Source organism: Rhodococcus opacus B4 (assembly GCF_000010805.1).
GTDB lineage: Bacteria > Actinomycetota > Actinomycetes > Mycobacteriales > Mycobacteriaceae > Rhodococcus_F > Rhodococcus_F opacus_C.
Genome location: NC_012522.1, coordinates 3888088 through 3912099, shown reverse-complemented (window position 1 = coordinate 3912099; position 24012 = coordinate 3888088). Strand labels below are relative to the sequence as shown.

Sequence of the window (24012 nt, the reverse complement as noted above, 5' to 3'; positions counted from 1 at the left end):
GCAGCAGTCGATCGGTGCCAGGAACTCGAGGCAAGGACGCAATTCATGCACGGCACGCCCACAGTCGACACCAGCATTTACACCGCTCCCACTCCGACTCCCGAGGCGCTCCTCGAGATCGAGAAGCGTGTGTTGTGGCTGTCGACGTCGATGATCCACCACGCCAACCGGGTTCGGCCCAACCCCACCGGGCTCAAGGTCGGTGGCCATCAGGCGTCGTGCGCGTCGATCGCGACCATCATGACCTCGCTGTGGTTCGAGCAGCTCCGCCCCGGCGACCGGGTGTCGGTGAAACCGCACGCCTCCCCGATCCTGCACGGCATCAACTACCTGCTCGGGGAGCTGGACGAGAAGTACCTGACCACGCTGCGCGAGTTCGGCGGCCTGCAGTCCTACCCGTCCCGGATCAAGGACCCGGACCCGGTGGACTACTCGACCGGCTCCGTCGGGATCGGGGCGACGGCCCCGATCTGGGGTGCCATCGCCCGCCGCTACGTGAACACCCAGATCGGTTCGGCGGGCACGGGACGGCAGTACTCCCTCGTCGGCGACGCCGAGCTGGACGAGGGCGCGGTGTGGGAGGCGATCCTCGACCACTCGGTGTCCGAACTCGGGGAGATCGTGTGGATCGTCGACCTGAACCGGCAGTCCCTGGACCGGGTGGTGCCGAACATCGCCGCCGGCCGCCTCGAATCGATGTTCTCGGCCGCCGGGTGGCAGGTCCTCACCGTCAAGTTCGGGACGCTGCTCGAGTCGCTGTTCACCCGTTCGGGCGGTCCGGCGCTGCGGACCCGGATTCTGGACATGCCCAACCCCGAATACCAGCGGCTGCTGCGCTGCGACGCCGCGCAGGTCCGGGACCGGTTGCCCGGGGACGGCCCCGACGCGGCCGCGATCGCGTCGTTGATCGCCGAGTTGGACGACGAGACCCTGCTTCGGGCGATCCGCAACCTCGGTGGCCACGACCTCGACGCCCTCCGGGCGGCGTACGGGCAGATCGACGACACCCGGCCGACGGTGATCATCGCGTACACCATCAAGGGCCGCGGCCTGCCCACCCAGGGGCACCCGCAGAACCACTCCTCGCTGCTGACCGTCGAGCAGTACCAGCAGCTCGCCGGGGAGCTGGGCATGGACCCGGCGCACCCGTGGGCCCGGTTCGCCCCGGACAGTACCGAGGGCCGGGTCTGCGCCGCCTCCGCCGACTGGCTCCGCCGGGACCCGGTCGAGCTCGCCACCCCGCCCGCCGTCCCCACCGACATCGGCCGCACCCCCTCCGGTACGTCCACTACCCAGGCCGCCCTGGGGCGGGCGTTGCTGGACCTGTCCCGCCAGGCCCCCGACGCCGCCAAACGGGTGGTCACCGTCTCCCCGGATGTGTCCTCGACGACGAACCTGGCCGGGTGGCTGAACAAGGTCGGGGTGTGGTCACCGAACGAGCGCCGCAACTGGTTCGACGACGACGCCGAAACGATCATGCACTGGCGGGAAAAGCCCACCGGGCAGCACATGGAACTGGGCATCGCCGAAACCAACCTGGTCGGGTTGATGGGGGAGCTCGGGGCCACGTGGAGTCGGTGGGGACAACCGCTGTTCCCGATCGGGGTGATGTACGACCCGTTCGTCGAACGCGCCCTGGAACCGTGGTCGTACGGCATCTATGCCGGCGGGCAGTCGATCCTGGTGGGCACCCCCTCCGGGGTGACGCTGGCCGCGGAGGGTGGGGCGCATCAGTCGATCAAGACCCCGTCGATCGGCCTCGAACAACCCGGGTGTGTGAGCTTCGAGCCGGCGTTCGCGATCGACACCGAGTGGACGCTGCTCGACAGCATCTCCCGGTTGGGTCGGCCGGACGGGTCGTCGTCGTATCTGCGGCTCTCGACCCGCCCGGTCGACCAAACTTTGGCCGCGGTGCCGTCGGATCCGGCGGCGCGGGAGCGTCGCCGCCGGCAGGTGGTCGCCGGCGGGTACATCCTGAGGCACACGGAGCAGCCCGCGGTCACGTTGGTGGGGATGGGCGCGATGATCCCGGAAACCCTCACCGCCGCCGAGCGGTTGGCCGAGCAGGGCATCACCGCGGACGTCGTGTGCGTGACCAGCCCCGGACTCTTGTTCGAGGCGGCCCAGGCCCGCCGCGGCCTGACCGACGGCCCGTCCTGGATTCTCGATCAGGTGTTCCCCGCCGACCGGGCGGCGCCGATGGTCACCGTCCTCGACGGGCACCCACACACCCTGGCGTTCCTCACCGGCATCAACCACGTCCCCGGCGCCGCGCTCGGCGTCAGCAAGTTCGGGCAGGTCGGGTCCCTCGACGACGTCTACCGCTACCACGGCATCGACACCGACAGCATCGTCCGCGCCGCACTCGACCTCACCGCAATCCAGGGAAAGACACAACGATGACCACGACCCAGAGTGGCACCACGGTGGCGCTGCCGTCGCTCGGTGAAAACGTCACCGAGGCCACGATCACCCGCTGGCTCAAGGCACCCGGCGAGTACGTCGAATTCGACGAACCCCTCCTCGAGGTCGCCACCGACAAGGTCGACACCGAGGTCCCTTCCCCGACCGCCGGCATCCTCCTCGAGGTGCTCGCCGCCGAGGACGCGGTCGTCGAGATCGGCGCGGCACTGGCGGTGCTCGGTACCGACGAAAGCGCCGCCGCGGCCACGCCGACCCCTGCACCGGACCCCATCCCGCAACCCGCCCCGACGCCATCGCCGGCACCGGCCCCGACGCCATCGCCGGCACCGGCACCGGCACCGGCGGTTGTGCCGGCAGCCGGTGGCAAGCGGGTGGAGAAGCTGCCACGGATCCGCCGGACCATCGCCCGGAGGATGGTCGAATCTCTGCAGACCTCAGCACAATTGACCTCCGTCGTCGAGGTGGATATCACCGCGATCGCCCGCCTGCGTGGCCGCGAGAAGGAGGCGTTCCACACGCGGACAGGGATGAAGCTGTCGTTCCTGCCGTTCTTCGTTGCCGCCGCCGTCGAAGCCCTCGCCGAGCACCCGGTGATCAACTCCTCGCTCGACGCCGACTGCACCGAGGTCACCTACCACGGGTCGGTGCACCTCGGGATGGCCGTCGACAGCGACAAAGGTCTGATGGTGCCGGTGATCCGCGACGCCGAGGGGATGAGCATTCCCGCCCTCACCCGGGCGATCGCGGACTCCGCCGACCGGGTGCGGACGGGGACGATCCGCCCGGACGATTTGTCCGGGGGCACGTTCACCATCACCAACACCGGCAGTCGCGGGGCGCTGTTCGACACCCCGATCATCAACCAGCCGCAATCGGCGATCCTCGGGATCGGGGCCGTCGTCGAACGTCTCGTTCCCACCCGCGGCGAGAGTGGCGAACTCCGGATCGAAGTGAAGTCGATGGCGTACCTGTCGTTGTCGTACGACCACCGCATCGTGGACGGCGCCGACGCCGCCCGCTACCTCACGTCGGTGCGGCAGCGACTAGAAGCCGGTTTCGCGCCTTCGGAGTTGCAGTGACCGCGGCGGGTTACCGGACCGACTCGAAGCTCGACGGGCGCCCGGTCTGGTCCGATGCGGTCCGGATGGTGGATTTCGCCGCGCAGTGGGTCGCGTTCGACGGCGGTGACGAGTACATCCTCCCCGAGTTCGGAGTTGACCCGACGACCTACTACCGGCGGGTCCTGACCATCTTGCAGACTCCGCCCAGCCCGCCCCTGGATCCGGAGGACCGGCAACGCATCGTCGAGCTCTGCCAGCGGAAGCTCACACCCGCCAAGGCGCACCGCACGGTGTGAATAACAGCTCCGCCGACCCGCCTCCGGTCGAGTGGCACCGCAACCGCATACAACATCCTGGTAGCCGTGTTCGGTGGCAGCGCTCGCCTCATCTCCACCTGGTTGATCAACCGGACCGACAACCCCGCCTCACCGTGGTCCTTCTACGTCGCAACCTGCATGTTGTCGCTGGTCGCCCTGATGTTGTAGTGGTCGACGCGTGATTGGTGGTCGCCGTGGATTACTTCTGGATCCCGTACTACGGCCAGCAGTCCCCAAACTTCCTAGCGTGATGGAACTTCCTACCCTTCTACTAACCGGAGGTGATGACGGTGGCTTTGATCCCGCCGTACGGATTGGGAACCAGCTGGATGGTGTGGACCCCCTGGCTGGTGCCCCTGGTCCTCTGGTGGAATTCCTGGCATTGATCCGGCGTGTCGCTCCATCAGATCCAAGCGCAACCTTGCGGTCGGATTCGACGAACCCTGCGCCACAGACCGATCCGCGTACGGAACGAAGGCGGACTGCCGCTGGCATCCGCTGGGACGTCCCGGCGCGGGTTCGTCCTGCGGATCTCAGAACGATGACAGATCGCCAAGACCTGGCTCCCCTCCACTTACCTTGAGCGGACTGACCGATACGCGGTGGGCCTCAACTTCCCGGTACACGATCGTCAAGCAGGACAACGGGCAGGCTTCATCGCAAGATCGCTCGAGTGCCCGATCCGTAGAGCTCGACAGCGCATGTCGCGGACGCGCTGAAGTTCCAGAATGACGAGTGTGGGCGTCGTGACCGTCTGGCACGGTGCAGAAGGTTGGGGCGTCATCGAATCGTCGGACACTCCCACCGGATGCTGGGTGCATTTCAGCAATATCTGGACACTGAACCATCCGCCTCTCGCCCGCGGGGAATAGATCCAAGTCCGTGGACGAGGCGTGAACCTCCAGATCGGTGAAACCGTCGACTTCGACTGGGAGGCGGTGCAACAGGACGGTTACTCATTCCGGGCCGTCGATGTCCGCCCGCGTAGGGAACCGCCGCGTCGAACTATTGAGTTCCGGATTCACGGCGAACGTGTTCCCTGGCCAACCAGTCGTTTCGGGGAGCTGCCCCACCCGGGTCTCTGGACTGAATGACATCAGTGATCGCGATGTTTACGGGGGACCGAAAGCCGGACCGCTCCCACTGTCGGTGGCCGTTAGACGATCGGTGACCGGTCAGCGATCGCTGACCGGTCGCGATAGTTACCCGATCGAGGACAGTCCGGTTATCCGTCTCGGTCGTACGGCTGGCCATTGACACGCTTGCGGGGAAGCCAAGTCGCCAAGGTGCGACCAAGAGTGTTGACGAGTCGTTCACCAAACACGCACAGCGTGGGCTCCCAGGGATGGCCGAAGGTGCCGGCCGAGAAGTCTTCTCGCAGGAAAATGTAGTAGTCGCCGTTCGGATAGACGGGCACACGCCACTCTGAGTCCTCAGCAGCGCAGTGCTCCGCGGCGTCGAACCAGTACCCGGGATGTTGCCAGTCGAGAACGACAAACCTCGGATCGTCGACGAACTCGGCAACGAAGCACCGCAGCGCCTCTGCGTTGACCGCATCGAACCGCGCCCGCCAGGAAGCCTCGGTGCCGGCGGTGTTGGTGAGATCGAAGGTCACTGATGGCGTCGGCTCGGCGATCGCCGGCCATGATTCGGGTTTCATGCCCGGTCGAAACCTGAACCTTTCCTCGAATTCAGTCCAATAACGATCACGGTTGGGAAGGTCGGTCCACGCCGGAGGCAAGGGAGAGCCGAAGTCTCGGGTGTATCGCATCTGAGCAGGACCTCCATTCGCTCCTGGAGCTGACGATGCCACACCGTTCCATGCACGACGAACGACTTTTCGGAATCCCAAATGGCGACCGCCAGCGAGACGAGATCGGCGCCGAGCACATGTCCGTCCGCCGTCGATGCTCGTCCCGGAACGGGATCGGTGACCGGTCAGCGATCCCCTTTCAGTCAGCATCTGTGTCCGATCAATGGCAGTACAGCGCCCTGACGCCTGTGATGCCATGGACCCATGGCACGAGATCACGAACCGACTGACGATCAGGACTGGCAAGAGCGCGGCCTACGGATGGCAGCCGATGTCGAGCCCGGGATGTGGATCGTCAAGCACGTGCACCGGTTCAACGAACACGCCATTGCGTCCCTGGTGCCTCCTGTGTTCGCCTCGTACGCCCGAATCTTCCATCCTGCAACGACCATTGACGGCGATCCAATCCGCTGGGCCGACGTGGCAGCCGCCAATGGCACCACCGCGCATCCCGTCATGGAGTGGGGATCCATTGTAGGAAGCTGGCGCACCCCCGAACAACCGGGCGTATGGCAGGAGGCACCTGAGCAAGGATCACTGCCGCCTCGGACCGCACGCGCCTTGGTCGGCGTCCTCCGACGCTTCACCCAGACACCCGGTACCTGCTGGTTTGCCCACTGGGAAGGATCCGGCCGCATCACCACTCCCGAACACTATCCGCGCCTGCCGATGCCCAGCCGGGAGCACATGGTCCTGTTTTCTGGCGATATCGATCTCGCCGACACTCAATTCGGCGGCGGCATGCTGGGGATGAGCGCGCACCTATGGTGGCCCGACGATCACGCATGGTGCGTGGCAACCGACATCGACCTCATGACGACCTACCTCGGTGCGTCAGCAGAATGCGTCGAGGCCGTACTCGCCGCCCCTGATCTTGAAGCACTCCCCGCGACCCCCGATCAGAAGATCACGTGGGACAGCGACACAGTCAACCCGTTGCCTGGAAGCCCATCATCGGGATCCTGACCTATGCCGTGGTGCGCACCAGTCCACCGCATGGGGGCCGCCGACCGGTCTACGATCGCTGATCGGCGCCGAGCCCTCGTCCGGGAGTCGATCAGGTTCAAGGTCTCATACCTGCTAGGTTTCGCCGGTGAGCACTAGCTGGCCGGTAAAACGGTCTTTGTACTGGTACAGGATCGAGTCGGCTGAAACGCTCGGCCAGAGCTGCACGAGCAACTGTGCTGCTGGCTGCTTCTCCGGAGGCGCGACCGAGTCCCAGTACTCGGTGCGCCCGGTCGCGGCGACCCGGACCCGGTATGAACCGGGGCCGTGTGGGGTAAGGCTGTCGAGCCCGCCTCTTGGCGTCCGTCGAACAGCGATGTCAGCACCAGGTCGTCGGCACTCGTGGTGAAGGACATCTCAGCGATGTCCTCCCAGTGCGCACGGAATTGGTCATCGACCGGGGGCGGAGCCGTCTCCCAGGCTTGCGTCGTCACCAATATCGGCCCCTTTTGACCGGCGTGAATCGCGACGCGATCAGGTTCGGTCGCGAGCAACCATGGTTCGGAAATCGGTGCGCCAAGCGGTCGGACGTCGTCAGCGTCCTGGATGAAAAGCAAGTTGTAGTCGGCACGAACCGTGACCGTGGCTTCCTGCGTGCCGCGTGGCGCCGAGGCTGTGGACATGGATAGATCATCCACGAAGTACATGCCCGATACACGATCGCTGATCGGCAATGCCGTACTGCGTGTTCGTTCCGAACTGCCGGCTCAAGTTCTCCAAGGCATTCGAGGCTTGGGCACGGAGTGAAACCACTACCGTTATGTCGTGGCGTGGTTGCTATTTCTTGCCCTCGGAGTCGTGGCATTGGTCGCGCGTGTGGTCTTGCCGAGGCGCGCACGACTCGAGCGGGCCCCTGGGTTTCCTTGGTTCTGGGTGGCCTTTCCCGTTACGTGCCTCGCGGTCGCCGCCGCGGTGGGAGCTTTCACTGCCTGGCCCCATGCAGTGAGCGGAATGAGGAGTTTCTGGTGGGATCTGACCACCCCGGACAACGCACACGGAATGCAATTCCTGTCGAGTGAGCAGTACCACCGGTTTGTCACGATGGGGAGGGCGAGGCAGGTGCTCCCCGTAGTAGCCGTAGCGGGGATCGTCTGGTGCGTCTGGACGTGGCGTCGAGGACGCGTGTGAGTCAGACCCGTCTCTGGCATGGGGCGTTGCGATCCATTCCGTGCCGCAGTCCCGACAATCCCGGCCTCCGATAGAGGAACCATCACCGGGACGAAGCGGTGCCCAGCTCATGCCGGCGGGAGTCGGATGTCGTTCGTATGTGGATCCCTAGCCGGGGTCACCAGCAACGTTCTCGCTTGAGTTGAGACTGCTGTGTCCGGCCGTCGAGACAGGATCACGGGCATGGATGAGCGCACCCTGCCGGTCAGCGAAACACAGGTGACCGTGGCGATGGACTACGGCCAGTTCTGTCTCGACGGCGGGCTTGGAGATCCGGACGTCGAGCTCGCTCTCCTCGAACGAGCCCAATCCGATCAACCCAGCGCCGGCAATGGAGCCATGCTGCTGGTGCTGTGCCCACACCAGAACAACTTTCAGATGTCGGTGACCGTGCAGATGTGGCCGTCACGACCACCCGCGGACCGGGATCAGTGGCAACAGGTCAGCGAAGGGCGCCTGGAAATTGACCCCCGCGAGGTACTGACCTTGTCATCACCGACTACCGAACCGGTGGACGTCACCGTTCCCGCCGGCCGGTACACAGTGGAGGTCGCCGGCCGAGGATTCGTCAACTACGGGTGGCCGGGATCGACGACACCCGGTGACGTGTGGCGGATCCGGATGTGGCCGTACGACGGGCTCACCAAGACCCCGGCCCAGATGTGGGACATGCCCGGCTTCGGCGTACCCGAGAACACTCCGCCCCCGGTACCCGCAGGCGAGGGGCAGCCGACTCACGGCAGCTCGTCGACCGCTGGCACGACAACCACGACCGCGACAACCCGGACCACGGCGATCGACTTCGAGGCACATCCCGAACTGCGAAACGTGCTGGCGTTACGCGATTTCGACGACTGTGCACCGGATATCGCAGCCGCGATTGTGGCGATGGACCCGCAGACCCAACGGCGACTGGCGCGGTGGGCCGCGATCCGCGCATTCGAGTTCGCCGGACTCGCCGACTGCGCCTGGGTCACACCGGCACTGGAGGCCTTGCGTAACGGTGACCCACTCCCGGCACCGTTCGACGATCCTCAGTCCGCGTCCAGCCGTCTCGCGGCGGAAAACCTTCCGCCCCAAGGCAAGGGTGGACCCTACCGCTCGAGTGCGGCGCCAGGTGGGGAGAAGCCACCGACCGGGAAGATGTTCGACCACGGGCCGATGCACCGCCCGTACTACGCGATGCCGGCGCTGTTCAGCGCGGCAGACCCACGGCCGATCGTCGCAGCCTTTCAGGCGTTGTCGCACGCCTGCGCCACCTACGCTGAGCATGTGGACACACTGCTCGACGCGACCCGCACCGAGTTCGGCATCCCCGGATAGACACCGAGCGCCGGAAAATCCAGGTCATCGCCCGAAACTTATCGCCCTCCGTGCCGGACGAGTACGCGGACGCGGCCGGGATCCGAGCGCCGGGCAAGGGCGAGCGTGGCGAGGACGGCGGTGACGGTCGCGACGACGATACCGAGGGGCAGCGGCGAGACGACGGTGACCACCGGTCCCGACTCGGAGGTCGGGTAGCCGTTCGACCACCCGTAGTCGGCGACGGCCAGTGGCGCCGAGACGGCGAAGAACGTCATGGTCAACGGCACCATCGCGGTGCTGACCACCACCGGTGCGTCCGCAGGGGTGGGCGAGAGGACGGACGCGACGGACAATCCCAGCGCACCGGGCAACACCAGCGTGTACGCCGTGATCGTCACGGCGTCGAAGATGCCACCGTCCGGAAGCAGCCCGGTGGCCACGACCAGGACGAGAAGAACCATCCCCACCGCCGCCATTGGGTACCGCCACCCGACCATCACCCCGGCGACCAACGCGATGAGACCGCCCAGGACCCACCACCAAGCGCCCGGCAAGTAGTGCACGTGACCGACCGTTGCAGCGGCCACGGCCAAACCCACCAGCAGCACGCGCCACTCAGAGGCGGGCAGCAGCCATGCGCCGCCGAGAGTCGCTGCGGCGGCGAGCCCAACCGCGACAGTCCACGACACCGGGCCGGACTCGGTCGTTCCCAGCACGGTGTAGAGCAGCAGGAATACCACCGGCAGCCCGACACCGACGATCGCCGGCCGAACCCCGGCGCCACGCTCGTCGGGGCGGGTGACGAGCGCAACTCCGCCGAGAACGATCACGGCGCCGGCCAGGAGGGGCAGCGGCACGGTCGCGGGAACGTAGAACGGATCGCCGGGCAGGGTGACCGACCATCGTTGCGCCGGAACCCGCCACAAGCGGGCCACACCGAAGAACACGGTCGCCGCCAGCACCCCGAGAGCCAGCGCAATCAGTGGAACCCGCCGCCCCGCAGCCGGGTACGCCGCCACACCGAGCATCAGGCCGGCACCCACCGCGTTCAGGGTCAGGGCCGGTTCGGTCGCCACCGCCACAACAGCCGGCAGGCCGATCGCTGCTGCGCCCACGAGCGCGGTTGCGGCTGCGCCGATCCCGGAACGCAATCGCAGCAGCACTGTCAGCACGACGACGGCAACGACTGCTGCGATGGTTCCGGCCCACTGAGGAGTGACCAGCACCCCGCTCAGGCCGTCCTTCGCAGCGATGGTGTGGTCGAGTACCTCCGATTCGCGGAGAGCGAAGGCAGCGAGCACACCACCGACAAGGGCGGCAACGATCGGGCCACACCGGTCAACGAGCTTCACCGGCCGACCGTAACCCGCGACATCGGCAGAACCCGGCAAGTCGCAGTCGTGCCGTTCCGGACAGCGATCCCGTTCCGGGACGAGCGTCGACGGCGGCCGGACATGTGCTCGGCGCCGAACTCGTCCCGCTGGTGGTTCTTCAATCGAACTCCCGGAACTCGCGAGGCGTGGCCCTCCCCGTGCGCCCATTCGTTGGTACAGAGCTTTGCCGGTGACCTTCCGTCAGGCTGCACCGGCCGCTGCTGATCGAGGCGCAGTCGGAGCCGTAATCTTTTGGTTGACCAGCATGTTGAGCGAGACACCCTGCTCTTCAGCTTCGATCGCCAGGGTCCGGTGCACCTGCGGGGAAGTGCGCACCATGAACTTGCCACTGTAGGGCCGATCCGCGATCGGGACTGGCGGTTGCTCGCCGGTCAACGCCATGTCCTCGAGCACTTCACGGACGACACCGATGACACCGTCGAGTGCTTCGGCCTGCGTTTCCGCCAACCAGGACAACGACGGGAATTCGGCGACGGCCCCGACGAACTCTCCGTCGTCCTCCGACCAGGTCACCCGATAGGTGTAGTGCGATGCGTCAGCCATTGTCAGCCTCCTTCGTGAGCTTGTCGTAGGCGATGACGACCTGGCCGACCTGATAAGGCTTAGCCTTGCCGCCGCTGCCTTTCTGGATGTTCACTCGCGGGTCGCCCGCCCACGGCATCTTGAACACCGCGTGCGAGGTGCCGCGCTGCCGCGGTTCCCCGAAGATTTCGCAGCAGAAGTTGAACAGCTCGGTGTAGGTCACGCTCTGTGGCTCGCCCTCATCTTCGCGATCAGCTTCGACTGCTTCGACACACCGGTATAGTATCACCGGCGATACCACGTACGGTACGTGTTGGCGAGCGCGAAGCGGGGAGTCGGAGGCATCAATGCCGAAGGTTCGCATCGAAACACTGCTGGTCAGGTGCTTCGACTGCGGTATCGCTGCTATTACACGCGCCGGAAGACGATCCCCAACCGGCCAGCGATTCTCCGACATACCCGTCGGTGATCGCACTTCTCGCCGAAGGCGGAGGCGCGGATCAGATCGGCACTATCGCTTCGTCGAGAGCACGAGCTGGGGGGATTTCCAAGACGACGCGCGTGCGGTCGAGCCCGATGGCGGGCCACCGGTACTCGATTTCGAGGGAGGTGCCCGTCGGGCGTCCATTGATGACATAGGAGAACTCGCGGACGTAGTGCCCTTCCTCGGTGTGTGGATTCTGGCTCGACCGCTCTGTGTAGATGTTCAGATCAGGCGATACCACCCATGCACTGAACTCGGCCTCGGGCTCTGCAATCGAAGCCAGACCTAGCCGTTCGAGTCGGAGAGCAGGAGCGGCCCGTGCGCGATTGCACCCAGTTCCGGGGAGACGGGATAGTCGATCCAGCTGAACTGCGACATCGTTCGAGTATGAACGGGCAAGACTTTGCTACGGGCAACTGTGCGCGCGTCCCGTACATCGATCGACTATCGGTCACCTTCTGCGTGGGTTGCCGCGCCGTAAGGTTGGGAGTCCGGAACACATTCTCGGACGGAGTGACGCGATGACGGTGGGGATGGCGGTCATACTCACGATTCCGATCGCACTCATACTGCTTGTGGCTGTGTTCACCGGCATAGGTGAGCATCGCCGAACCAACAACCTGGGTCTGTCGTTGTTGGCGGTGCCGTGTTTCCCAGTTTTCTGGATTGCCTGGTACGTCCGCGACGACTTCGGCCGCGCGACGCGGACACACCATGCCCAATTTGCTCAAGACCGGTAGCCGGTCATCAATCCGTCACCGCCCTGCGCCGCCGAGAATCATCCCCGAAAAGGGGGTGACATTTTCGCTGTTCAGCGGGGTGCAGAATCGTTATCGGGTGTGCACGGTGCCGACGAGCCCGTAGTGAAGGGGCGGGCACAGCGCGATTGAGGGCAGGGACGTGGGCACCTCGGGCCCCCACACGATAGCGGTCTGGTAGGGGAATCCGAAGAGCAGCTGGCACCCCATCGATACTTGGTGTGTGTTCACCGTCCCCGGGTCGCATGTCGACATGGCGCCGATGAGGAAAGTCTGCAGTGCACATCCACCCGGGACGGGCGGTGGTGCGGCGTGTGCGGGCGCCGCGGTCAGAGACAGGACGGCGACCGCCATGGCGGCGACCAGGGCGAGACGCGGAAACCGAGACATGGGATTCTCCGGTGGTGCGGTCCCGACCCACGCTCCATTCTCGCAGGTCACGCAGGATCGTCTCGTCCCTTTCAAGTTTCGCGGCGGCCGGGTCCGCTGCGCATGGGTTCGTGCGACAGTCCCAGCGAACGCTGAGCGGAGCATTTTCTCCGATCCGCGACGCTCCAGCCCGATCCCCGTAGTGGATCCTTCTCCGTCGACTCCCTGTGGAGTGGAGAGTTGATTGCGCGAGTGCGGGACCAACGGCACTGTGGGGTGCATGCCTGCCGTCGTCCACTTCGCGGGGATTGCGTTCCTCGCGGCTGTGGGCACGATGCTGATGCTGGTGGGGGCGATCGGCTCGGGCGGGGCATGTGTCGCTGCGTCGGTGGTGTGGTTTTGGCGTCTCTACCGTGCCGACGGACGGTGATCCGGGCCGATCGGGTCGAGTACTTGGTCACCCGGTCGAGGGGGTCGACGAATCTACGGCGAACCACGCTGTGCCCGACTTCGGCCTCCAGCTCGCTGCTGGCTGCCGGCTAGAACATTCGCGAGCCGACCATCGGACTGCCCGCCGATCGGACGCGGGGCGGAGAACATCAGTGGCCGCTATCGAGTCAGCACCGACACCATCGCCACCGGTGTCACCGGTTGTGGTGGGATGGCGGGGTGAATGTCGATTCAATGATGGCGGCGGCCACCACCGGCGCAGGAACCGCCTTGGGGTGGTGGACGTTGGCCGCGACGATCGTGACGGCCGTGCCGCGGCGGTGCTGGTGACGACCAACCGCTCGGCGACCCGGCAACGTGCGCTTCAAGCCGAGTTCGAGCACACCCGCGCTCAGCGTGAGCAGTGGTGGGCTCGGTTTACCTGGGCGACGGAGATGGCCTTCCGCGACGACGAAACAGCTGCCTACCTGGGGTTCGCCTGCTCGGGCGACTGGTTGACAGTCCGTTGGCGGGCCCCGAAGAAGCCGAGCTCGCGTACGTCGTATTTGCCGACATCGCGCGGCTCCCCGACAATGAGAACAACGAGGAAGGGTGATCATGGCGCAACCAACCGATGCTCAGATCGCAGCCGCCCGAGGCATGGTGAAGATCGACCGCAAGCTCGGCCGCTCCTCCAAGCCGGAGGTCGTGGAACTTGCTCGCCGACGCACCAGCCGCGAAACCGATCCTCGCCAGCCAAACCATCCGGCTCGCGCCTCCTGATCTCAGCAGCTCCCGCGACGACACCACAGACGATCGTCGGCGTTCTCGACGGCATCAGGTGTCCGGTGCGCGATCGACCAACGGTCACGCGTGCTGAGCTGCCCGAGAGCGATGCTGCTCAGGTTCGAACGGTGCGTCGCGCTGTTAGCTCGGCCCGACGGTTGCTCGTCGACTGATGAGCAATTGCCAATAGAATGGCCAGCAACGCGATCGGGAGGTAGAACCCGTATACGGCCAGTGGTGACGGTGACGAAGACGCAGCCAGTGGAGGGGAGAAACCTGACACTGAGGCCAGAAGCATCGAACCTGCCACCGCCCACGCGACCGTGGGACGCGGCACGGCAGCCGGGATCAAGCACACCACTGCCGGCACTGCCAACACAAGAACGAGGACGCCTCCGAAATGATCCCAGATGGATGCGTTGCACTCAGATGTGCTGATCCCTTGTGATGAGAGCCCGAGTTCACACTCGGTGATCTGGAGCATTGGATTCGACGCCGCGAAAACACCGAGGGCGGCCGTCACGACAGCCAGCAGGACCCACGCGAAACGCATCACAGTCATCAGTCGATCTTGGCAGCACCGGGGCCAATGCAGATTGGCCCATCAGCAGACCGCCCATCGGAACCGGATGACGATCCGCTTACGGGAAGAGCGCCGGCTGCTGTCAGCATTCGCTGGGCGCAGAGCTCGTCCCAGTGGCGGTTCCGCTATTGAAGCGCGGCGATCGCTTCAACTTCGAAAGGTTGGTCCGAGTAGCTGAGTACAGAACGACGCGTAGGGGCACGTTGGCGGACAACGTAGACGATCGAATCAGCGACGTGCATGTCCTCGGTCACGGTGTCGCTGAGCGCCACCGGCCTCACTTTCCCACCGTGTCGGACTGGAAACTGGTCGCGGCGTCGGCTAGTGGCAACGGTCGGGTCCGGGCGGCGTCTCGGTCGCGGCGGTTCCGAGGTTGTCGGAGCGTCCAGCCTCGAGTCGCGACCACTGGGCGATGGGACGTCCGTTGGTCCGGTACTGATCGTCGTTGACGCCCCACCCGATCGGCCAGCCCTCGGGCGAGTCCTCCCAGGCCTCCTGACGCCCATAGACGGTCAGGTCCAACAGCGCCCAGCTGTAGTCCATCGCCTCGGCGCCGCGGCGGCTGGTCCAGTAGGTTTCGAAGACGCGGTCGCCCTCGCGGAGGTAGCACACCAGGTGGAACAGCCCGATCTCGCGACCGATGAGGAGCGCGTCGAGGGAGGGCTGCGCTGACTACCAGGGGATGTCCCAGCCCATGAAGTCGCGGTAACGGACGCTCTCGTCGTACGACACCTGCGGGTCGGCCCCGACGACGGTGACGTTGCGCCCCTGACAGAAGACTGCGTAGGTGGCGTCGCGGGAGTGCAGATAGGACAGCTCGCCGACCTGGCTCGTATACACCGTGCAGCCTTCGCACTGCTCGGCCGCGGGACGGCCGGGGTTCCACATGAAGTAGTAGGCGATGAGCTGTCGGCGCCCTTCGAAGGCGTCGAGCAGGGTCAGCGGACCGTGAGGCCCGATCAGCTCCAGGGTGGCGTCTACCTCGACCATGGGCAGCCGCCGGCGGGCCGCGGCGATCGCGTCGCCTTCCCGGGTGTGTGCCTTCTCCCTCACCCGCAACGCATCGATTTCGGCTTGGAAGGTGGCCCGGTCGACGACCGCGGGCAGGTGTGTCGGCTCTTCCTTCATGACTGTCTCCTCTTGTTGCTTCCGGGTCGTGGTCGGGCCTCGATGTGCAAACCGATCCGTCCCGTAATCGTTCCTCCATCTGTCTAGCTCCGACAGCAGCCGCAACGTCCTTGGAATGGTCCGTCGCGCTTCGCTGGGTCTATGCGGGAGAGGGCCGGCCCGAGCTGGACGTCAGAACACGATCGAGCGCCGCTCGGCCCGCGGGTCCCCATGTCGGCTTACCGCCATAAAGGCCCCGTTCCCCGTTCTGACCCATGAGGATGAGGAAAAGGCTTTTCAGGGCAGCCAACCCTCGGGCGCGTCGGATCATCGCCTCGTCTGCATGCGCGTACTCCTCGAAGAACCGTGAGGCCGTGCCCGCAGGCAGGAGCAGCCACGCGGCCGCGAGGTCCCACGCCGGGTCGCCGGCGAACATGTCTCCGAAATCGATCACGCCTGAGAGTGTGCCGTCCGAGACGACGACATTTGCGGGATGGAGGTCGCCGTGCAGCCATACCGGCGGGCCCTCCCACTCAGGGGCAGTAACAGCCTTGTCCCAGACGGACCAGACGTCGGCGGACATGACGCTGGGGGCAACGGCGTGCACGAGCTTCTCGAAGCCGTCCGTGCAGTTCTTGGGGTGGGCGCCGCGGTCCGAACTGGTCGGCGCCTCAGCGGGTGCCTCCACATGGAGCGTGGTGAGGAAGCCTGCCAGAGTGTCGGCCGCGTCGTCGCCGCGACTGATCGAGGTGTGGTCGAGTGGCTCGCCGGGAACCCACGTCATGATGTTCCAGGGCCTCGGGAAGCGCGCGGACGGCTCGCCGATCCGCACAAGGGTCGGAACCGGGAGCGGAAGGCGCGGAGCAAGGACGGGCAGCCACCGGCGCTCCTTGTACAGCAGATCCGGGGCACGTTCCGTGCGTGGCATGCGCACGACCAACTCGTCTCCCAGGCGCCACATTTGGTTGTCCCAGCCACCCGCTACCTCACCGATGGCCAGCCCTGCAAGGTCCGGGTGTTGGTCCGCGAGAAGATCGTGCACCAGCTCCGCCGTGATCTCGATCTCGGAGTCGGTCATCCGACCCCTGCGCTCGTCGGCTCAACCACGACTGTCCTCATGCAGGGGACGCTAACACCGCCACCGTCTCGCTCGTCGATCGTCATCCGGCACTGCGATAGGCAGGAGTGGCCGGGTTAGAGGAAGGAATCGCGCCAAGGACGGTGACGGGTCAACCGTTCCATCGCACTGGTCCGCGTAGCCTCACGGTGGCGTCCTCTGAGATGTCGATCTCTGACTCCGGCTCTTCCTGTCGCGAGTCCGGAGTCCACAGTCCATCCGAGGTTTTGTGTTGGAAGAGCGGCTTCACCTCAGCCTCGTCGGCGGGCCATACAACGATCCAGAACTTCTCCGTCGGTTCGTCCACTACTTGGTCCCACGCGGTTGCGCGACCGACGACATGTCCTCGTATGCCGAGCTTCCCGGACGAGGGCGCATCGATTTAACCGAAGGCTTCCTGCACAACCCCGCTGTTGGTGATACCTCGCAGGGCTGTCGACGCAGGTAGGAGCGCCTCGTCAACGTTGTCCCACTCCGCCGAGTTGCTCCATTGAGGCGGCGACTGCAACACGTCGATCCCGACTGTTACCGGTCCGCATGCGATCCCCGTATGGAAGGTGGCGAAGGCGGGCCCAGTATCGAATACGCTGCCGAGTTCTTGGAATGCTGTGGTGTCGGCTTCCGGAGCAGCCAGATTGAACTGGTGATAGTCAGCTTCGACGTTGAACCACTGTGTCATGGACCCAGTCAAACACTCGCACCATGGCTCCTGAGGCGATCGGCAGCTCACTTGCGCTCAACGGAGACTTGACGAGCCAGTCGAAAGATCGATGACCGGTAGCCGATCGGTGACCGGTCAACGATCTGTGAGTGCGCGCTGAGCGCCGATTTCGTCCCGGTGCAGGTTCAGTCTTCGGGACGAACGCTGTGGCACGGGCTTGTCACGCTGCGTCGACTTGGGGCGATACCAAGATCATGAGGGTGAGGAAAGCCGCGATAGGTGCCAGCGCTCTCGTCGCGATCGCAACTGCCGGCGCCTGCTCGTCCGTCGATGACATCGAATCGCGTGATCCGACCGTCTTCGTCCAATCCACACAGTTCGCACCGCCGCCGGCGCCGATCACCGATCTCGTGCCTACCGCCGAGCAACTGACCGCCCTGTACAACGCCACAACCAACTACTCCATACGCGAGGAGGACCCCGCGCGTCTCTTGGATGGTCCCAGCGACCAGACCCTGCCGATCGCACGGGCCTGGGGTGCGCAACCCTCACCCCAATACATCCAGTTCACCACCGTGGAACCCGTCGGCCCAGACATGATCAACGCGGCTGGGCAGGGCCACCTCCAACGCATGGCCCCTTACCCGGTCGGCCCAGTCCCCTTCGTGCGTTCCGGCAATGAGTGGAAGCTATCCCGCGCCTTCGTCTGTAGCGGATTGTTTCTCGTCGCACCGCAGGTATGCGACTAAGGCTCACCGGCACGCGCGACCGATTTTTTTCCGATCGGTAACTGGTTGCCGATGCGCCAGCGGCATGCACCACAGCAGTATCCATCGGGAGCGGTTCTAGTCGCACTCGTCGACGATGTTTGACCGTTGATTCCCAAGCACCACGCGCCAGCGTTGTGCGTCCGAGAGATGGGATTTCAGCGATGTACATCGGATATGCACGTGTATCCACCGATCAGCAAGACCTAACCGCGCAGCAGCACGCTCTGCTTGCGCTCGGGGTGTCACCGGACCGGATCTACGTCGATCACGGCTTGACCGGAACCAATCGCCTGCGGCCCGGACTGCAGAACGCGCTTGCAGCCTGCCGAAACACGGACACCCTCGTAGTGACCAAGTTGGACCGGCTGGCCCGTTCGCTACCGGATGCCCGAGACATCGTCGACGAGCTGACAGCTCGGCACGCGTGCCTGCAGATCGGGGCCTCGTTGCACGATCCCACCGACCCGGTCGGGCGCCTGCTATTCAACGTTCTGGCAATGGTCGCCGAGTTCGAGGGCGACCTGATTCGGGCACGAACGAGGGAGGGGATGCGGATCGCGAAGGCGAAAGGACACCTCAAGGGCAACCGAAGCTCAATCCGCGTCAGGAAGGGCACCTCGTCGAGCTGCACGGGACAGGCGAATACTCGACCGCGGAACTGGCCGATCTGTTCTCGGTGGGCCGGTCGACGGTGTACCGGGCGATCAAACGCGCCCGCCGAGCTCATCGCGACGGCTACTCGGAAGCCAGTGCCTAGCGATTCCCGCACATTGGGAACGTCCGCCGGCCCGGCCACTCTGGCGGGCGTTCCGCATACGGAGATGCGAACCCGAAAATCGGCTCCATGAGAAGTCTGCGTGCGACAGGATTCTGTGATGAGTGCGGATTCCGGCTCCGGTCCTGACCTCGATCTGGTCCAAGTCGGGCCGATTGAAGTAGACCCGGCTGTCTTGGGGGGTTCGGGGTCGTCACTGTGGGATCTCATCGGTGACCGTCGCGTCGAGATGCGCTCTCCGGACGAGGTACTCGATCTTCCACGCCACGGGTGGCGTCGGCTCGTCCCAAGCCGGGACGATGGCGCAGGATCGAGGGAGGTCTTCGCCGCACCGCACGGGTAGGTCTCGGAAGCGTGGACACTGGTGTTCCTCAGCGATTCAGCTGGTGCCTGGAGGGTTAGCACGCACCCGGGTCCGATCCGAGTGCATCGTTGCCGGGCGGCCCGCCGCGTTGGTCTGGAGTTGCGCTGGCCCGGCGAGTTCACCTGCAAGGCGGGTGCGCTCCCTGGAGTGTCGATCGACCTGGTGAATGCCGGAGACAGGATGTGGGTGAACTATGCAGGGGACCACATGACCGTCCACGGTTGGGTGCTCGATGAAGAGGGCGAGCCGATGAAGCCGGGGCTGTCGTTGTTCTCACAGGCACCGACGCTGCCCGACATTGAACCCGGCGATCGAATATCTCTGCGGGTCGATATCGCTACGCGCGATATCGAGGACTTTCCTCCCGGCCGCTACGCGGTCATCGCCGAACTCCATGACTTAGGCCTGACGTCGAGTCCGGGAACGTTAATCCTGGTTGACCCAACCCCTGGCACCTAGTCGACGATCGCTCATCGATCCGCTACCGACACGGTGGGATGGATCGGCGTCGTTTCAGTGTCGCTGGTAGATCTCACGGCGATGCCCAACGGTCAAGACAAGCACCAAGAGCCGCTCGTCCACGATCTCGTAGACGATTCGGTAGTCACCGGTTCGCACGCGCCACTCCCCATTGCCACCGACCAGGCGCGTCGCTGCCGGCGGCCGCGGCTCGGTGGCAAGTAATTCGATGGCCGCTTGCACTCGTCGGCGCACCTGCGGATCGAACTTGCGCAACTGCCGTGCTGCGGCAGGGGTCAATGAGACCTCGTAGATCATGCGAGGCCGAGATCGGCCTTGACCTCATCCCACGGTATCGGCGTCTCCCCAGTCGACTGCATCTCGGCGCGCGCCTGCTCAGCGGCGCGAATGTCGGCCATGTCCTCTGCCAGCTCGAGGAGACGATCGAGGTCGTCGGCATCGATGACAGCCGCTACCCGACGTCCGCGGCGAGCGACGTAGACGGGCTGGTGGTCGGACCGAGCGCGATCGATGATCGCTGCCAGGTGGGTGCGTGCATCGGAGATGCTGAGAGCAACGGCATCAGACATGTACTAATTGTACATCTAGGTAGGAATAAGTTCGAAAGATTCGCATTTTGTACAGACGGGGCTGGTAAGAAGCCGACACCGCGGTCCGGCGGCATCGCCATAATGCCTCGCAAAGCTGTTGCCGAACCTGGGCCGAGATCGGCGCTGCCGTGTCGGCTCACAACCGACCGCTGCAGTGAGCCTGTCACCGGTAGACGATCGCTGACCGGTCACCGATCGCACGTGATCGAGACGTAATGACGTCTCTCACGTGGGTGCGAGCGGCGAGATGCGGTGGGCTACTGCGGTGGTGGTGAACCACCGCTCAACCCGATCCTGAGGAAGCGGACGTAGTTACGCCTTCCCCTTGGCTGTTTGCCTCAACGCCGCACCGGGCGGGACTGAGCCTGTCAGGAACGTGCACATCAGTAACGGTGTCGACGAATTCCTCCGGGTCTGCTGTAGGAACGTAAGCCCGCCGGGCAAGGGCCCTCGCCGATTTTCACAGTGGGCCGGCCACCGACGACAGCGACGTCGATTGATGTGGCCGGGAAGGTGGATCAGCAGCCCGCTGGTACTCCCGCGGGATCAACTTCTGGTCCTGTTGCCTGCATCACAGATCGCGCAAAATTACGGTCTAACCATTTCAACATCATAACGAGAGTAGGCACCTGTGGTGGATTACCCGCGTAGCGCGGCCGGGGCGCGAGCTGCTGACTTCGTTGTCCTGAACGGAACCGTCCTTACCCTGGACGGACTGGGACGTAGGGTGGGCGGACTCGCTGCGCAGAATGGCCGCATCGTTGCGGTGGATTCCGATCGCGCGGTGGCAGAGTGGATCGGACCCGGCACTCAGGTCCTTGACCTCGATGGCCGCACCGCCATCCCGGGATTCGTCGAGTCGCACAATCACCCGGAGTTTTTCGGAATGACCCTGGCGGCGCAGGTGGACGCGGGCTCGCCGTCGAACGACTGCATCGCCGACATCGTGCATCGGGTGGAGCAGGCGGTCGCGGACGAGGAACCCGGCGCGTGGATCCGCGGCTATCGCTACGACGACTCGCTCCTCGCCGACGACCGGCATCCGACCCTCACCGACCTCGACCCGGTGTCGCCAGACAATCCGGTTCTGCTGACGCACGTGTCAGGGCATTTCTGTGTGGCGAACTCGGCGGCGTTGCGGTTCGCGGGCATCGATGCCACGACACCCGATCCGCCCGGGGGCCGGATCGCACGGGATTCGTCGGGGCAGCCGTCCGGGCTGCTGATCGAAGGCGCGGCGTTCATGGTGAATTCGCTCGTGCCGAGCCGGGGCGGTGACGAAGCGGTGGAGGCGCTGCGGCTGGCGGGCGCCGAGTACGCGCGGCACGGGGTCACGACGGTGCACGACACGGGGGTCGGGCTGATCGGGGGCACCGCGGGCCTCGACGCGTACCGTGCGCTCGTACGTGCTGGCGGACTCCTGACCAGGGTGCGTGGTTATCTCTTCCACGACCTTGTGCCGGGTCTCGACGAGGGCACCCCGGAAGCGCCGGACCCGACCGCCGACGACGACTGCTTCAGCCTCACGGGTGTGAAGATCGTCGCCGACGGATCCATCCAGGGACTCACTGGCTGCCTGGCCGAGGGATACACCTGCGCACCCGACGAGCACGGCATGATGCTGCTCGACCCCGACGACCTCGGCCGAAAGATCGCGGCACTGGACGCCGCCGGCTGGCAGGTCGCGGTACACGGCAACGGCGACGCCGCGATCGATGCAATCATCAACGGGTACGAGCAGCTCGGTGTCGAACCCGGACGCCGGCGGCGCCATCGAATCGAGCACTGTCAGACCGTGCGCGAGGACCAACTCGACCGCATGGCAGCGAACGACGTGCTGGCCTCGTTCTTCGTCAAACACGTCTACTACTGGGGCGACCGTCACCGGGACCGCTTCCTCGGACCGGAGCGGGCACGCCGCATCAGCCCGCTGGCCTCGGCTCGTTCCCGTGGCCTGACGTTCGGCCTCCACTCCGACACCCCGGTCACTCCGGTGCCCCCGCTCGAGGGGATTTGGTGCGCCGTCAACCGGATCACCCGCAACGGCGACGTGCTCGGCCCCGAACAAGCCATCGACATCGACGCCGCGCTGCGCGCCTACACCATCGACGCCGCGTACCTCGGCGGCGAGGAGTCGTCGCGGGGCAGCCTCGAGGTAGGCAAACTCGCCGACCTCGCGGTGCTGTCGGCGGACATCACCACGGTGGCACCCGAGACGATCCGTTCCCTCGCCGTGGACGCGACCGTCGTCGGCGGGAAGGTCGTCCACACGAGCCCGAAACTTGATAGTGCCCCGTGGAGTGGTGGACTTCGGATCGGCTCGCGGCATGCGCGGTGATCAACGAGTCGCGGTGAATACTAGGCTGTTCCACTCGAGCCGGTCAACGACAACGCCGGCTCGGTAGCGTGTCCCTTCGCGGCGATCACCGCACGGAGCTCGTCCATGCTCACGTCGGAGACGTAGCGGCGGGTCACTTGCCACTCGTCGTGCTGCTCGATCACCACCGCGGTTGCCAACCGCAAGAACGCGGCCGGATTCGGGAAGATCTCCACGACATCGGCTCGACGCTTGATTTCCTTGTTCAACCGCTCAATTGGATTGTTGGACCAGATTTTTTGCCAATGCGCCTTCGGAAACGCGGTGAAGGCCAGCACATCGTGTTTGGCTGCTTCCATCAACGCCGCAACCTTCGGGAACGACCCGGCGAAGGTATCGGTGACTTGGTCCCACTGCGCGGCGACCTCCACCGGATCGGTGTGCGCGAAGATCGTCTTGACCGCCGCCATCACCGGCGGCACATGCTTGGCCGCCACTGCCGATCGGATGTTGCGCATGAAATGAACCCGACACCTCTGCCACGATGATCCCGCGAACTGCTGCATCACAGCAGCTTTGAGACCGCTGTGCGCATCAGAGATCACCAGATGCACCCCCGACAGACCACGGTCTTTGAGGCTGGTGAGGAACTCGCGCCAGAACTCGTAGGATTCACTGTCGCCGACCGCGGTGCCCAGGACCTCGCGGGTGCCGTCGATGGACACCCCGGTCGCGACCACCAGCGCCTGGGACACCACGTGCGCACCGACCCGGACCTTGCAGAAGGTGGCGTCGAGGAACACGTACGGAAAACTCGTGTGCGTCAGCGTGCGCTCTCGGAACCGGGCTATCTCGCCGTCCAGACCGGCACAGATCCGCGACACCTCCGATTTCGAGATCCCTGACCCGACTCCCAACGCGCCGACCAGGTCATCGACGCTGCGAGTCGATACGCCGTGCACATACGCCTCCATCACCACCGCATACAGGGCTTTGTCGATCCGCCGACGCCGTTCCAGCAAGGACGGAAAGAACGACCCGGACCGTAGCTTGGGGATCTTGACCTCGACATCGCCGCTGGTCGTGGAGACGGTCTTGGTGCGGTGGCCGTTGCGATGGGTGGTGCGGGTAGCGGTGCGTTCGTAGCGGCCGGCGCCGAGCTTCTCGGTGGCTTCGGCTTCGATCAAGGCCTGCAGGCCGGTGCGGATCAGTTCGGCGAACACGCTGGCGCTGTCGGCGCCGGTGAGTGCGTCGAGTTGGGCGAGCAGTGCAGAATGGTCGTGGGTCATCGCGTGGATACTTTCTGTGAGTCACTTTGGTCGGTAACTCGTTGATCACTACGCGATGGCCCACCTTCGGCGAGGGAGCGACACGCCGCGGACCTGGCCGGACGCCCTCAGCCGATTCCCACCAC

At 65.2% G+C, this 24012-nt stretch carries 24 protein-coding genes and 2 pseudogenes; 13 read left to right on the top strand and 13 right to left on the bottom strand.

Going from position 1 to position 24012, the window contains the following annotated elements:
• The first annotated feature begins 45 nt into the window (after positions 1 to 45).
• The 4 genes from ROP_RS17850 (at position 46) to ROP_RS44840 (ending at position 3970) form a co-directional block, all read left to right on the top strand.
• Positions 46 to 2403 carry a transketolase-like TK C-terminal-containing protein gene (locus ROP_RS17850; RefSeq protein ID WP_012690799.1) on the top strand — a complete coding sequence of 786 codons (2358 nt, stop codon included), beginning with the start codon at positions 46 to 48 and terminating at the stop codon, positions 2401 to 2403.
• Positions 2400 to 3503, top strand: a complete 1104-nt coding sequence (locus tag ROP_RS17845; RefSeq protein WP_012690798.1) for a 2-oxo acid dehydrogenase subunit E2 — start codon at positions 2400 to 2402, stop codon at positions 3501 to 3503. The genes ROP_RS17850 and ROP_RS17845 overlap by 4 nt, the downstream gene beginning before the upstream one ends.
• Complete coding sequence (locus tag ROP_RS17840) at positions 3500 to 3781, top strand: hypothetical protein (protein WP_012690797.1); 282 nt, start codon at positions 3500 to 3502, stop codon at positions 3779 to 3781. Before ROP_RS17845 ends, ROP_RS17840 begins: the two co-directional genes overlap by 4 nt.
• Positions 3782 to 3847: 66 nt before the next feature.
• Positions 3848 to 3970, top strand: a complete 123-nt coding sequence (locus tag ROP_RS44840) for a hypothetical protein (protein WP_269454451.1) — start codon at positions 3848 to 3850, stop codon at positions 3968 to 3970.
• Between the two features lie 1057 nt (positions 3971 to 5027).
• Here the strand turns inward: ROP_RS44840 and ROP_RS17830 are convergent.
• Positions 5028 to 5573: a DUF2716 domain-containing protein gene (locus ROP_RS17830; protein WP_043824927.1), complete on the bottom strand. Its 546-nt coding sequence runs from the start codon at positions 5571 to 5573 to the stop codon at positions 5028 to 5030.
• 246 nt (positions 5574 to 5819) lie between these two features.
• Here ROP_RS17830 and ROP_RS17825 point away from each other — a divergent pair, with 246 nt between their 5' ends.
• On the top strand, positions 5820 to 6581 hold the full coding sequence (locus tag ROP_RS17825; protein ID WP_043824924.1) for a hypothetical protein: 762 nt from the start codon (positions 5820 to 5822) through the stop codon (positions 6579 to 6581).
• A 1389-nt stretch (positions 6582 to 7970) separates the two neighbouring features.
• On the top strand, positions 7971 to 9110 hold the full coding sequence (locus ROP_RS44220; RefSeq protein ID WP_012690793.1) for a hypothetical protein: 1140 nt from the start codon (positions 7971 to 7973) through the stop codon (positions 9108 to 9110).
• A 38-nt stretch (positions 9111 to 9148) separates the two neighbouring features.
• On the opposite strand, the gene ROP_RS44215 is transcribed toward ROP_RS44220, so the two are convergent.
• From ROP_RS44215 to ROP_RS17800, 3 genes are all read right to left on the bottom strand, one after another.
• On the bottom strand, positions 9149 to 10444 hold the full coding sequence (locus ROP_RS44215) for a hypothetical protein (protein WP_050785095.1): 1296 nt from the start codon (positions 10442 to 10444) through the stop codon (positions 9149 to 9151).
• 222 nt (positions 10445 to 10666) lie between these two features.
• On the bottom strand, positions 10667 to 11029 hold the full coding sequence (locus ROP_RS17805) for a type II toxin-antitoxin system HicB family antitoxin (protein WP_012690791.1): 363 nt from the start codon (positions 11027 to 11029) through the stop codon (positions 10667 to 10669).
• Positions 11022 to 11231, bottom strand: a complete 210-nt coding sequence (locus tag ROP_RS17800; RefSeq protein ID WP_043824922.1) for a hypothetical protein — start codon at positions 11229 to 11231, stop codon at positions 11022 to 11024. Before ROP_RS17800 ends, ROP_RS17805 begins: the two co-directional genes overlap by 8 nt.
• Before the next feature lie 782 nt (positions 11232 to 12013).
• On the opposite strand from ROP_RS17800, the gene ROP_RS17790 reads away from it, so the two are divergent.
• Entirely contained in the window at positions 12014 to 12232 is a 219-nt protein-coding gene (locus ROP_RS17790) for a hypothetical protein (RefSeq protein WP_012690788.1), read from the top strand.
• Positions 12233 to 12322: 90 nt separating this feature from the next.
• Here ROP_RS17790 and ROP_RS17785 read toward each other — a convergent pair whose 3' ends face one another.
• The gene (locus tag ROP_RS17785) at positions 12323 to 12640 is read right to left on the bottom strand and encodes a hypothetical protein (RefSeq protein ID WP_012690787.1); all 318 of its coding nucleotides are present in this window, start codon (positions 12638 to 12640) and stop codon (positions 12323 to 12325) included.
• A gap of 259 nt (positions 12641 to 12899) precedes the next feature.
• Between ROP_RS17785 and ROP_RS43210 the strand changes: the two genes are divergently transcribed.
• Complete coding sequence (locus tag ROP_RS43210; protein WP_043826659.1) at positions 12900 to 13049, top strand: hypothetical protein; 150 nt, start codon at positions 12900 to 12902, stop codon at positions 13047 to 13049.
• A 214-nt stretch (positions 13050 to 13263) separates the two neighbouring features.
• On the opposite strand, the gene ROP_RS17775 is transcribed toward ROP_RS43210, so the two are convergent.
• A complete protein-coding gene (locus tag ROP_RS17775; RefSeq protein WP_012690786.1) occupies positions 13264 to 13452 on the bottom strand; it encodes a hypothetical protein in 189 nt (62 codons plus the stop codon).
• Positions 13453 to 13666: 214 nt separating this feature from the next.
• Here ROP_RS17775 and ROP_RS43525 point away from each other — a divergent pair, with 214 nt between their 5' ends.
• Positions 13667 to 13831 carry a hypothetical protein gene (locus tag ROP_RS43525; RefSeq protein ID WP_012690785.1) on the top strand — a complete coding sequence of 55 codons (165 nt, stop codon included), beginning with the start codon at positions 13667 to 13669 and terminating at the stop codon, positions 13829 to 13831.
• A gap of 118 nt (positions 13832 to 13949) precedes the next feature.
• Here the strand turns inward: ROP_RS43525 and ROP_RS41325 are convergent, their stop codons facing one another.
• The 4 genes and pseudogenes from ROP_RS41325 to ROP_RS17760 all read right to left on the bottom strand — a co-directional run bounded on the left by ROP_RS41325 (position 13950) and on the right by ROP_RS17760 (position 17320).
• Positions 13950 to 14396, bottom strand: coding sequence for a hypothetical protein (locus tag ROP_RS41325; protein WP_148222490.1), 447 nt, complete (start codon positions 14394 to 14396; stop codon positions 13950 to 13952).
• A 342-nt stretch (positions 14397 to 14738) separates the two neighbouring features.
• A pseudogene (locus ROP_RS17770) lies at positions 14739 to 15545 on the bottom strand (DUF899 family protein).
• A 139-nt stretch (positions 15546 to 15684) separates the two neighbouring features.
• Positions 15685 to 16602, bottom strand: a complete 918-nt coding sequence (locus ROP_RS17765) for an aminoglycoside phosphotransferase family protein (RefSeq protein ID WP_012690781.1) — start codon at positions 16600 to 16602, stop codon at positions 15685 to 15687.
• Positions 16603 to 17023: 421 nt separating this feature from the next.
• Positions 17024 to 17320, bottom strand: coding sequence for a hypothetical protein (locus ROP_RS17760; protein ID WP_012690780.1), 297 nt, complete (start codon positions 17318 to 17320; stop codon positions 17024 to 17026).
• A 236-nt stretch (positions 17321 to 17556) separates the two neighbouring features.
• Here ROP_RS17760 and ROP_RS17755 point away from each other — a divergent pair, with 236 nt between their 5' ends.
• The 3 genes and pseudogenes from ROP_RS17755 to ROP_RS44210 all read left to right on the top strand — a co-directional run bounded on the left by ROP_RS17755 (position 17557) and on the right by ROP_RS44210 (position 19670).
• Complete coding sequence (locus ROP_RS17755; protein WP_050785094.1) at positions 17557 to 18051, top strand: hypothetical protein; 495 nt, start codon at positions 17557 to 17559, stop codon at positions 18049 to 18051.
• Positions 18052 to 18233: 182 nt separating this feature from the next.
• Positions 18234 to 18829: pseudogene (locus ROP_RS41320) on the top strand (recombinase family protein).
• A gap of 529 nt (positions 18830 to 19358) precedes the next feature.
• The gene (locus ROP_RS44210) at positions 19359 to 19670 is read left to right on the top strand and encodes a hypothetical protein (protein ID WP_231868943.1); all 312 of its coding nucleotides are present in this window, start codon (positions 19359 to 19361) and stop codon (positions 19668 to 19670) included.
• A gap of 54 nt (positions 19671 to 19724) precedes the next feature.
• On the opposite strand, the gene ROP_RS17745 is transcribed toward ROP_RS44210, so the two are convergent.
• Both ROP_RS17745 and ROP_RS17740 read right to left on the bottom strand, forming a co-directional pair.
• On the bottom strand, positions 19725 to 19988 hold the full coding sequence (locus ROP_RS17745; RefSeq protein ID WP_012690775.1) for a type II toxin-antitoxin system RelE family toxin: 264 nt from the start codon (positions 19986 to 19988) through the stop codon (positions 19725 to 19727).
• Positions 19985 to 20260, bottom strand: a complete 276-nt coding sequence (locus ROP_RS17740; RefSeq protein WP_012690774.1) for a type II toxin-antitoxin system Phd/YefM family antitoxin — start codon at positions 20258 to 20260, stop codon at positions 19985 to 19987. The genes ROP_RS17745 and ROP_RS17740 overlap by 4 nt, the downstream gene beginning before the upstream one ends.
• An 805-nt stretch (positions 20261 to 21065) precedes the next feature.
• On the opposite strand from ROP_RS17740, the gene ROP_RS17735 reads away from it, so the two are divergent.
• Positions 21066 to 22619: an amidohydrolase gene (locus tag ROP_RS17735; protein WP_197535758.1), complete on the top strand. Its 1554-nt coding sequence runs from the start codon at positions 21066 to 21068 to the stop codon at positions 22617 to 22619.
• A gap of 20 nt (positions 22620 to 22639) precedes the next feature.
• On the opposite strand, the gene ROP_RS17730 is transcribed toward ROP_RS17735, so the two are convergent.
• Positions 22640 to 23887, bottom strand: coding sequence for an IS256 family transposase (locus ROP_RS17730; protein ID WP_012690772.1), 1248 nt, complete (start codon positions 23885 to 23887; stop codon positions 22640 to 22642).
• Positions 23888 to 24012: the final 125 nt, after the last annotated feature.

Coding starts and splice junctions, on each gene's coding strand:
- ROP_RS17740 (WP_012690774.1), bottom strand. CDS start 20,260: ATGTCTGATGCCGTTGCTCTCAGCATCTCCGATGCACGCACCCACCTG.
- ROP_RS43210 (WP_043826659.1), top strand. CDS start 12,900: ATGCCTGCCGTCGTCCACTTCGCGGGGATTGCGTTCCTCGCGGCTGTG.
- ROP_RS17845 (WP_012690798.1), top strand. CDS start 2,400: ATGACCACGACCCAGAGTGGCACCACGGTGGCGCTGCCGTCGCTCGGT.
- ROP_RS17745 (WP_012690775.1), bottom strand. CDS start 19,988: ATGATCTACGAGGTCTCATTGACCCCTGCCGCAGCACGGCAGTTGCGC.
- ROP_RS17850 (WP_012690799.1), top strand. CDS start 46: ATGCACGGCACGCCCACAGTCGACACCAGCATTTACACCGCTCCCACT.
- ROP_RS17825 (WP_043824924.1), top strand. CDS start 5,820: ATGGCACGAGATCACGAACCGACTGACGATCAGGACTGGCAAGAGCGC.
- ROP_RS43525 (WP_012690785.1), top strand. CDS start 13,667: ATGGCGCAACCAACCGATGCTCAGATCGCAGCCGCCCGAGGCATGGTG.
- ROP_RS17805 (WP_012690791.1), bottom strand. CDS start 11,029: ATGGCTGACGCATCGCACTACACCTATCGGGTGACCTGGTCGGAGGAC.
- ROP_RS17730 (WP_012690772.1), bottom strand. CDS start 23,887: ATGACCCACGACCATTCTGCACTGCTCGCCCAACTCGACGCACTCACC.
- ROP_RS17830 (WP_043824927.1), bottom strand. CDS start 5,573: ATGCGATACACCCGAGACTTCGGCTCTCCCTTGCCTCCGGCGTGGACC.
- ROP_RS17755 (WP_050785094.1), top strand. CDS start 17,557: ATGAGGGTGAGGAAAGCCGCGATAGGTGCCAGCGCTCTCGTCGCGATC.
- ROP_RS41325 (WP_148222490.1), bottom strand. CDS start 14,396: ATGACTGTGATGCGTTTCGCGTGGGTCCTGCTGGCTGTCGTGACGGCC.
- ROP_RS17760 (WP_012690780.1), bottom strand. CDS start 17,320: ATGACACAGTGGTTCAACGTCGAAGCTGACTATCACCAGTTCAATCTG.
- ROP_RS17765 (WP_012690781.1), bottom strand. CDS start 16,602: ATGACCGACTCCGAGATCGAGATCACGGCGGAGCTGGTGCACGATCTT.
- ROP_RS17785 (WP_012690787.1), bottom strand. CDS start 12,640: ATGTCTCGGTTTCCGCGTCTCGCCCTGGTCGCCGCCATGGCGGTCGCC.
- ROP_RS17790 (WP_012690788.1), top strand. CDS start 12,014: ATGACGGTGGGGATGGCGGTCATACTCACGATTCCGATCGCACTCATA.
- ROP_RS44220 (WP_012690793.1), top strand. CDS start 7,971: ATGGATGAGCGCACCCTGCCGGTCAGCGAAACACAGGTGACCGTGGCG.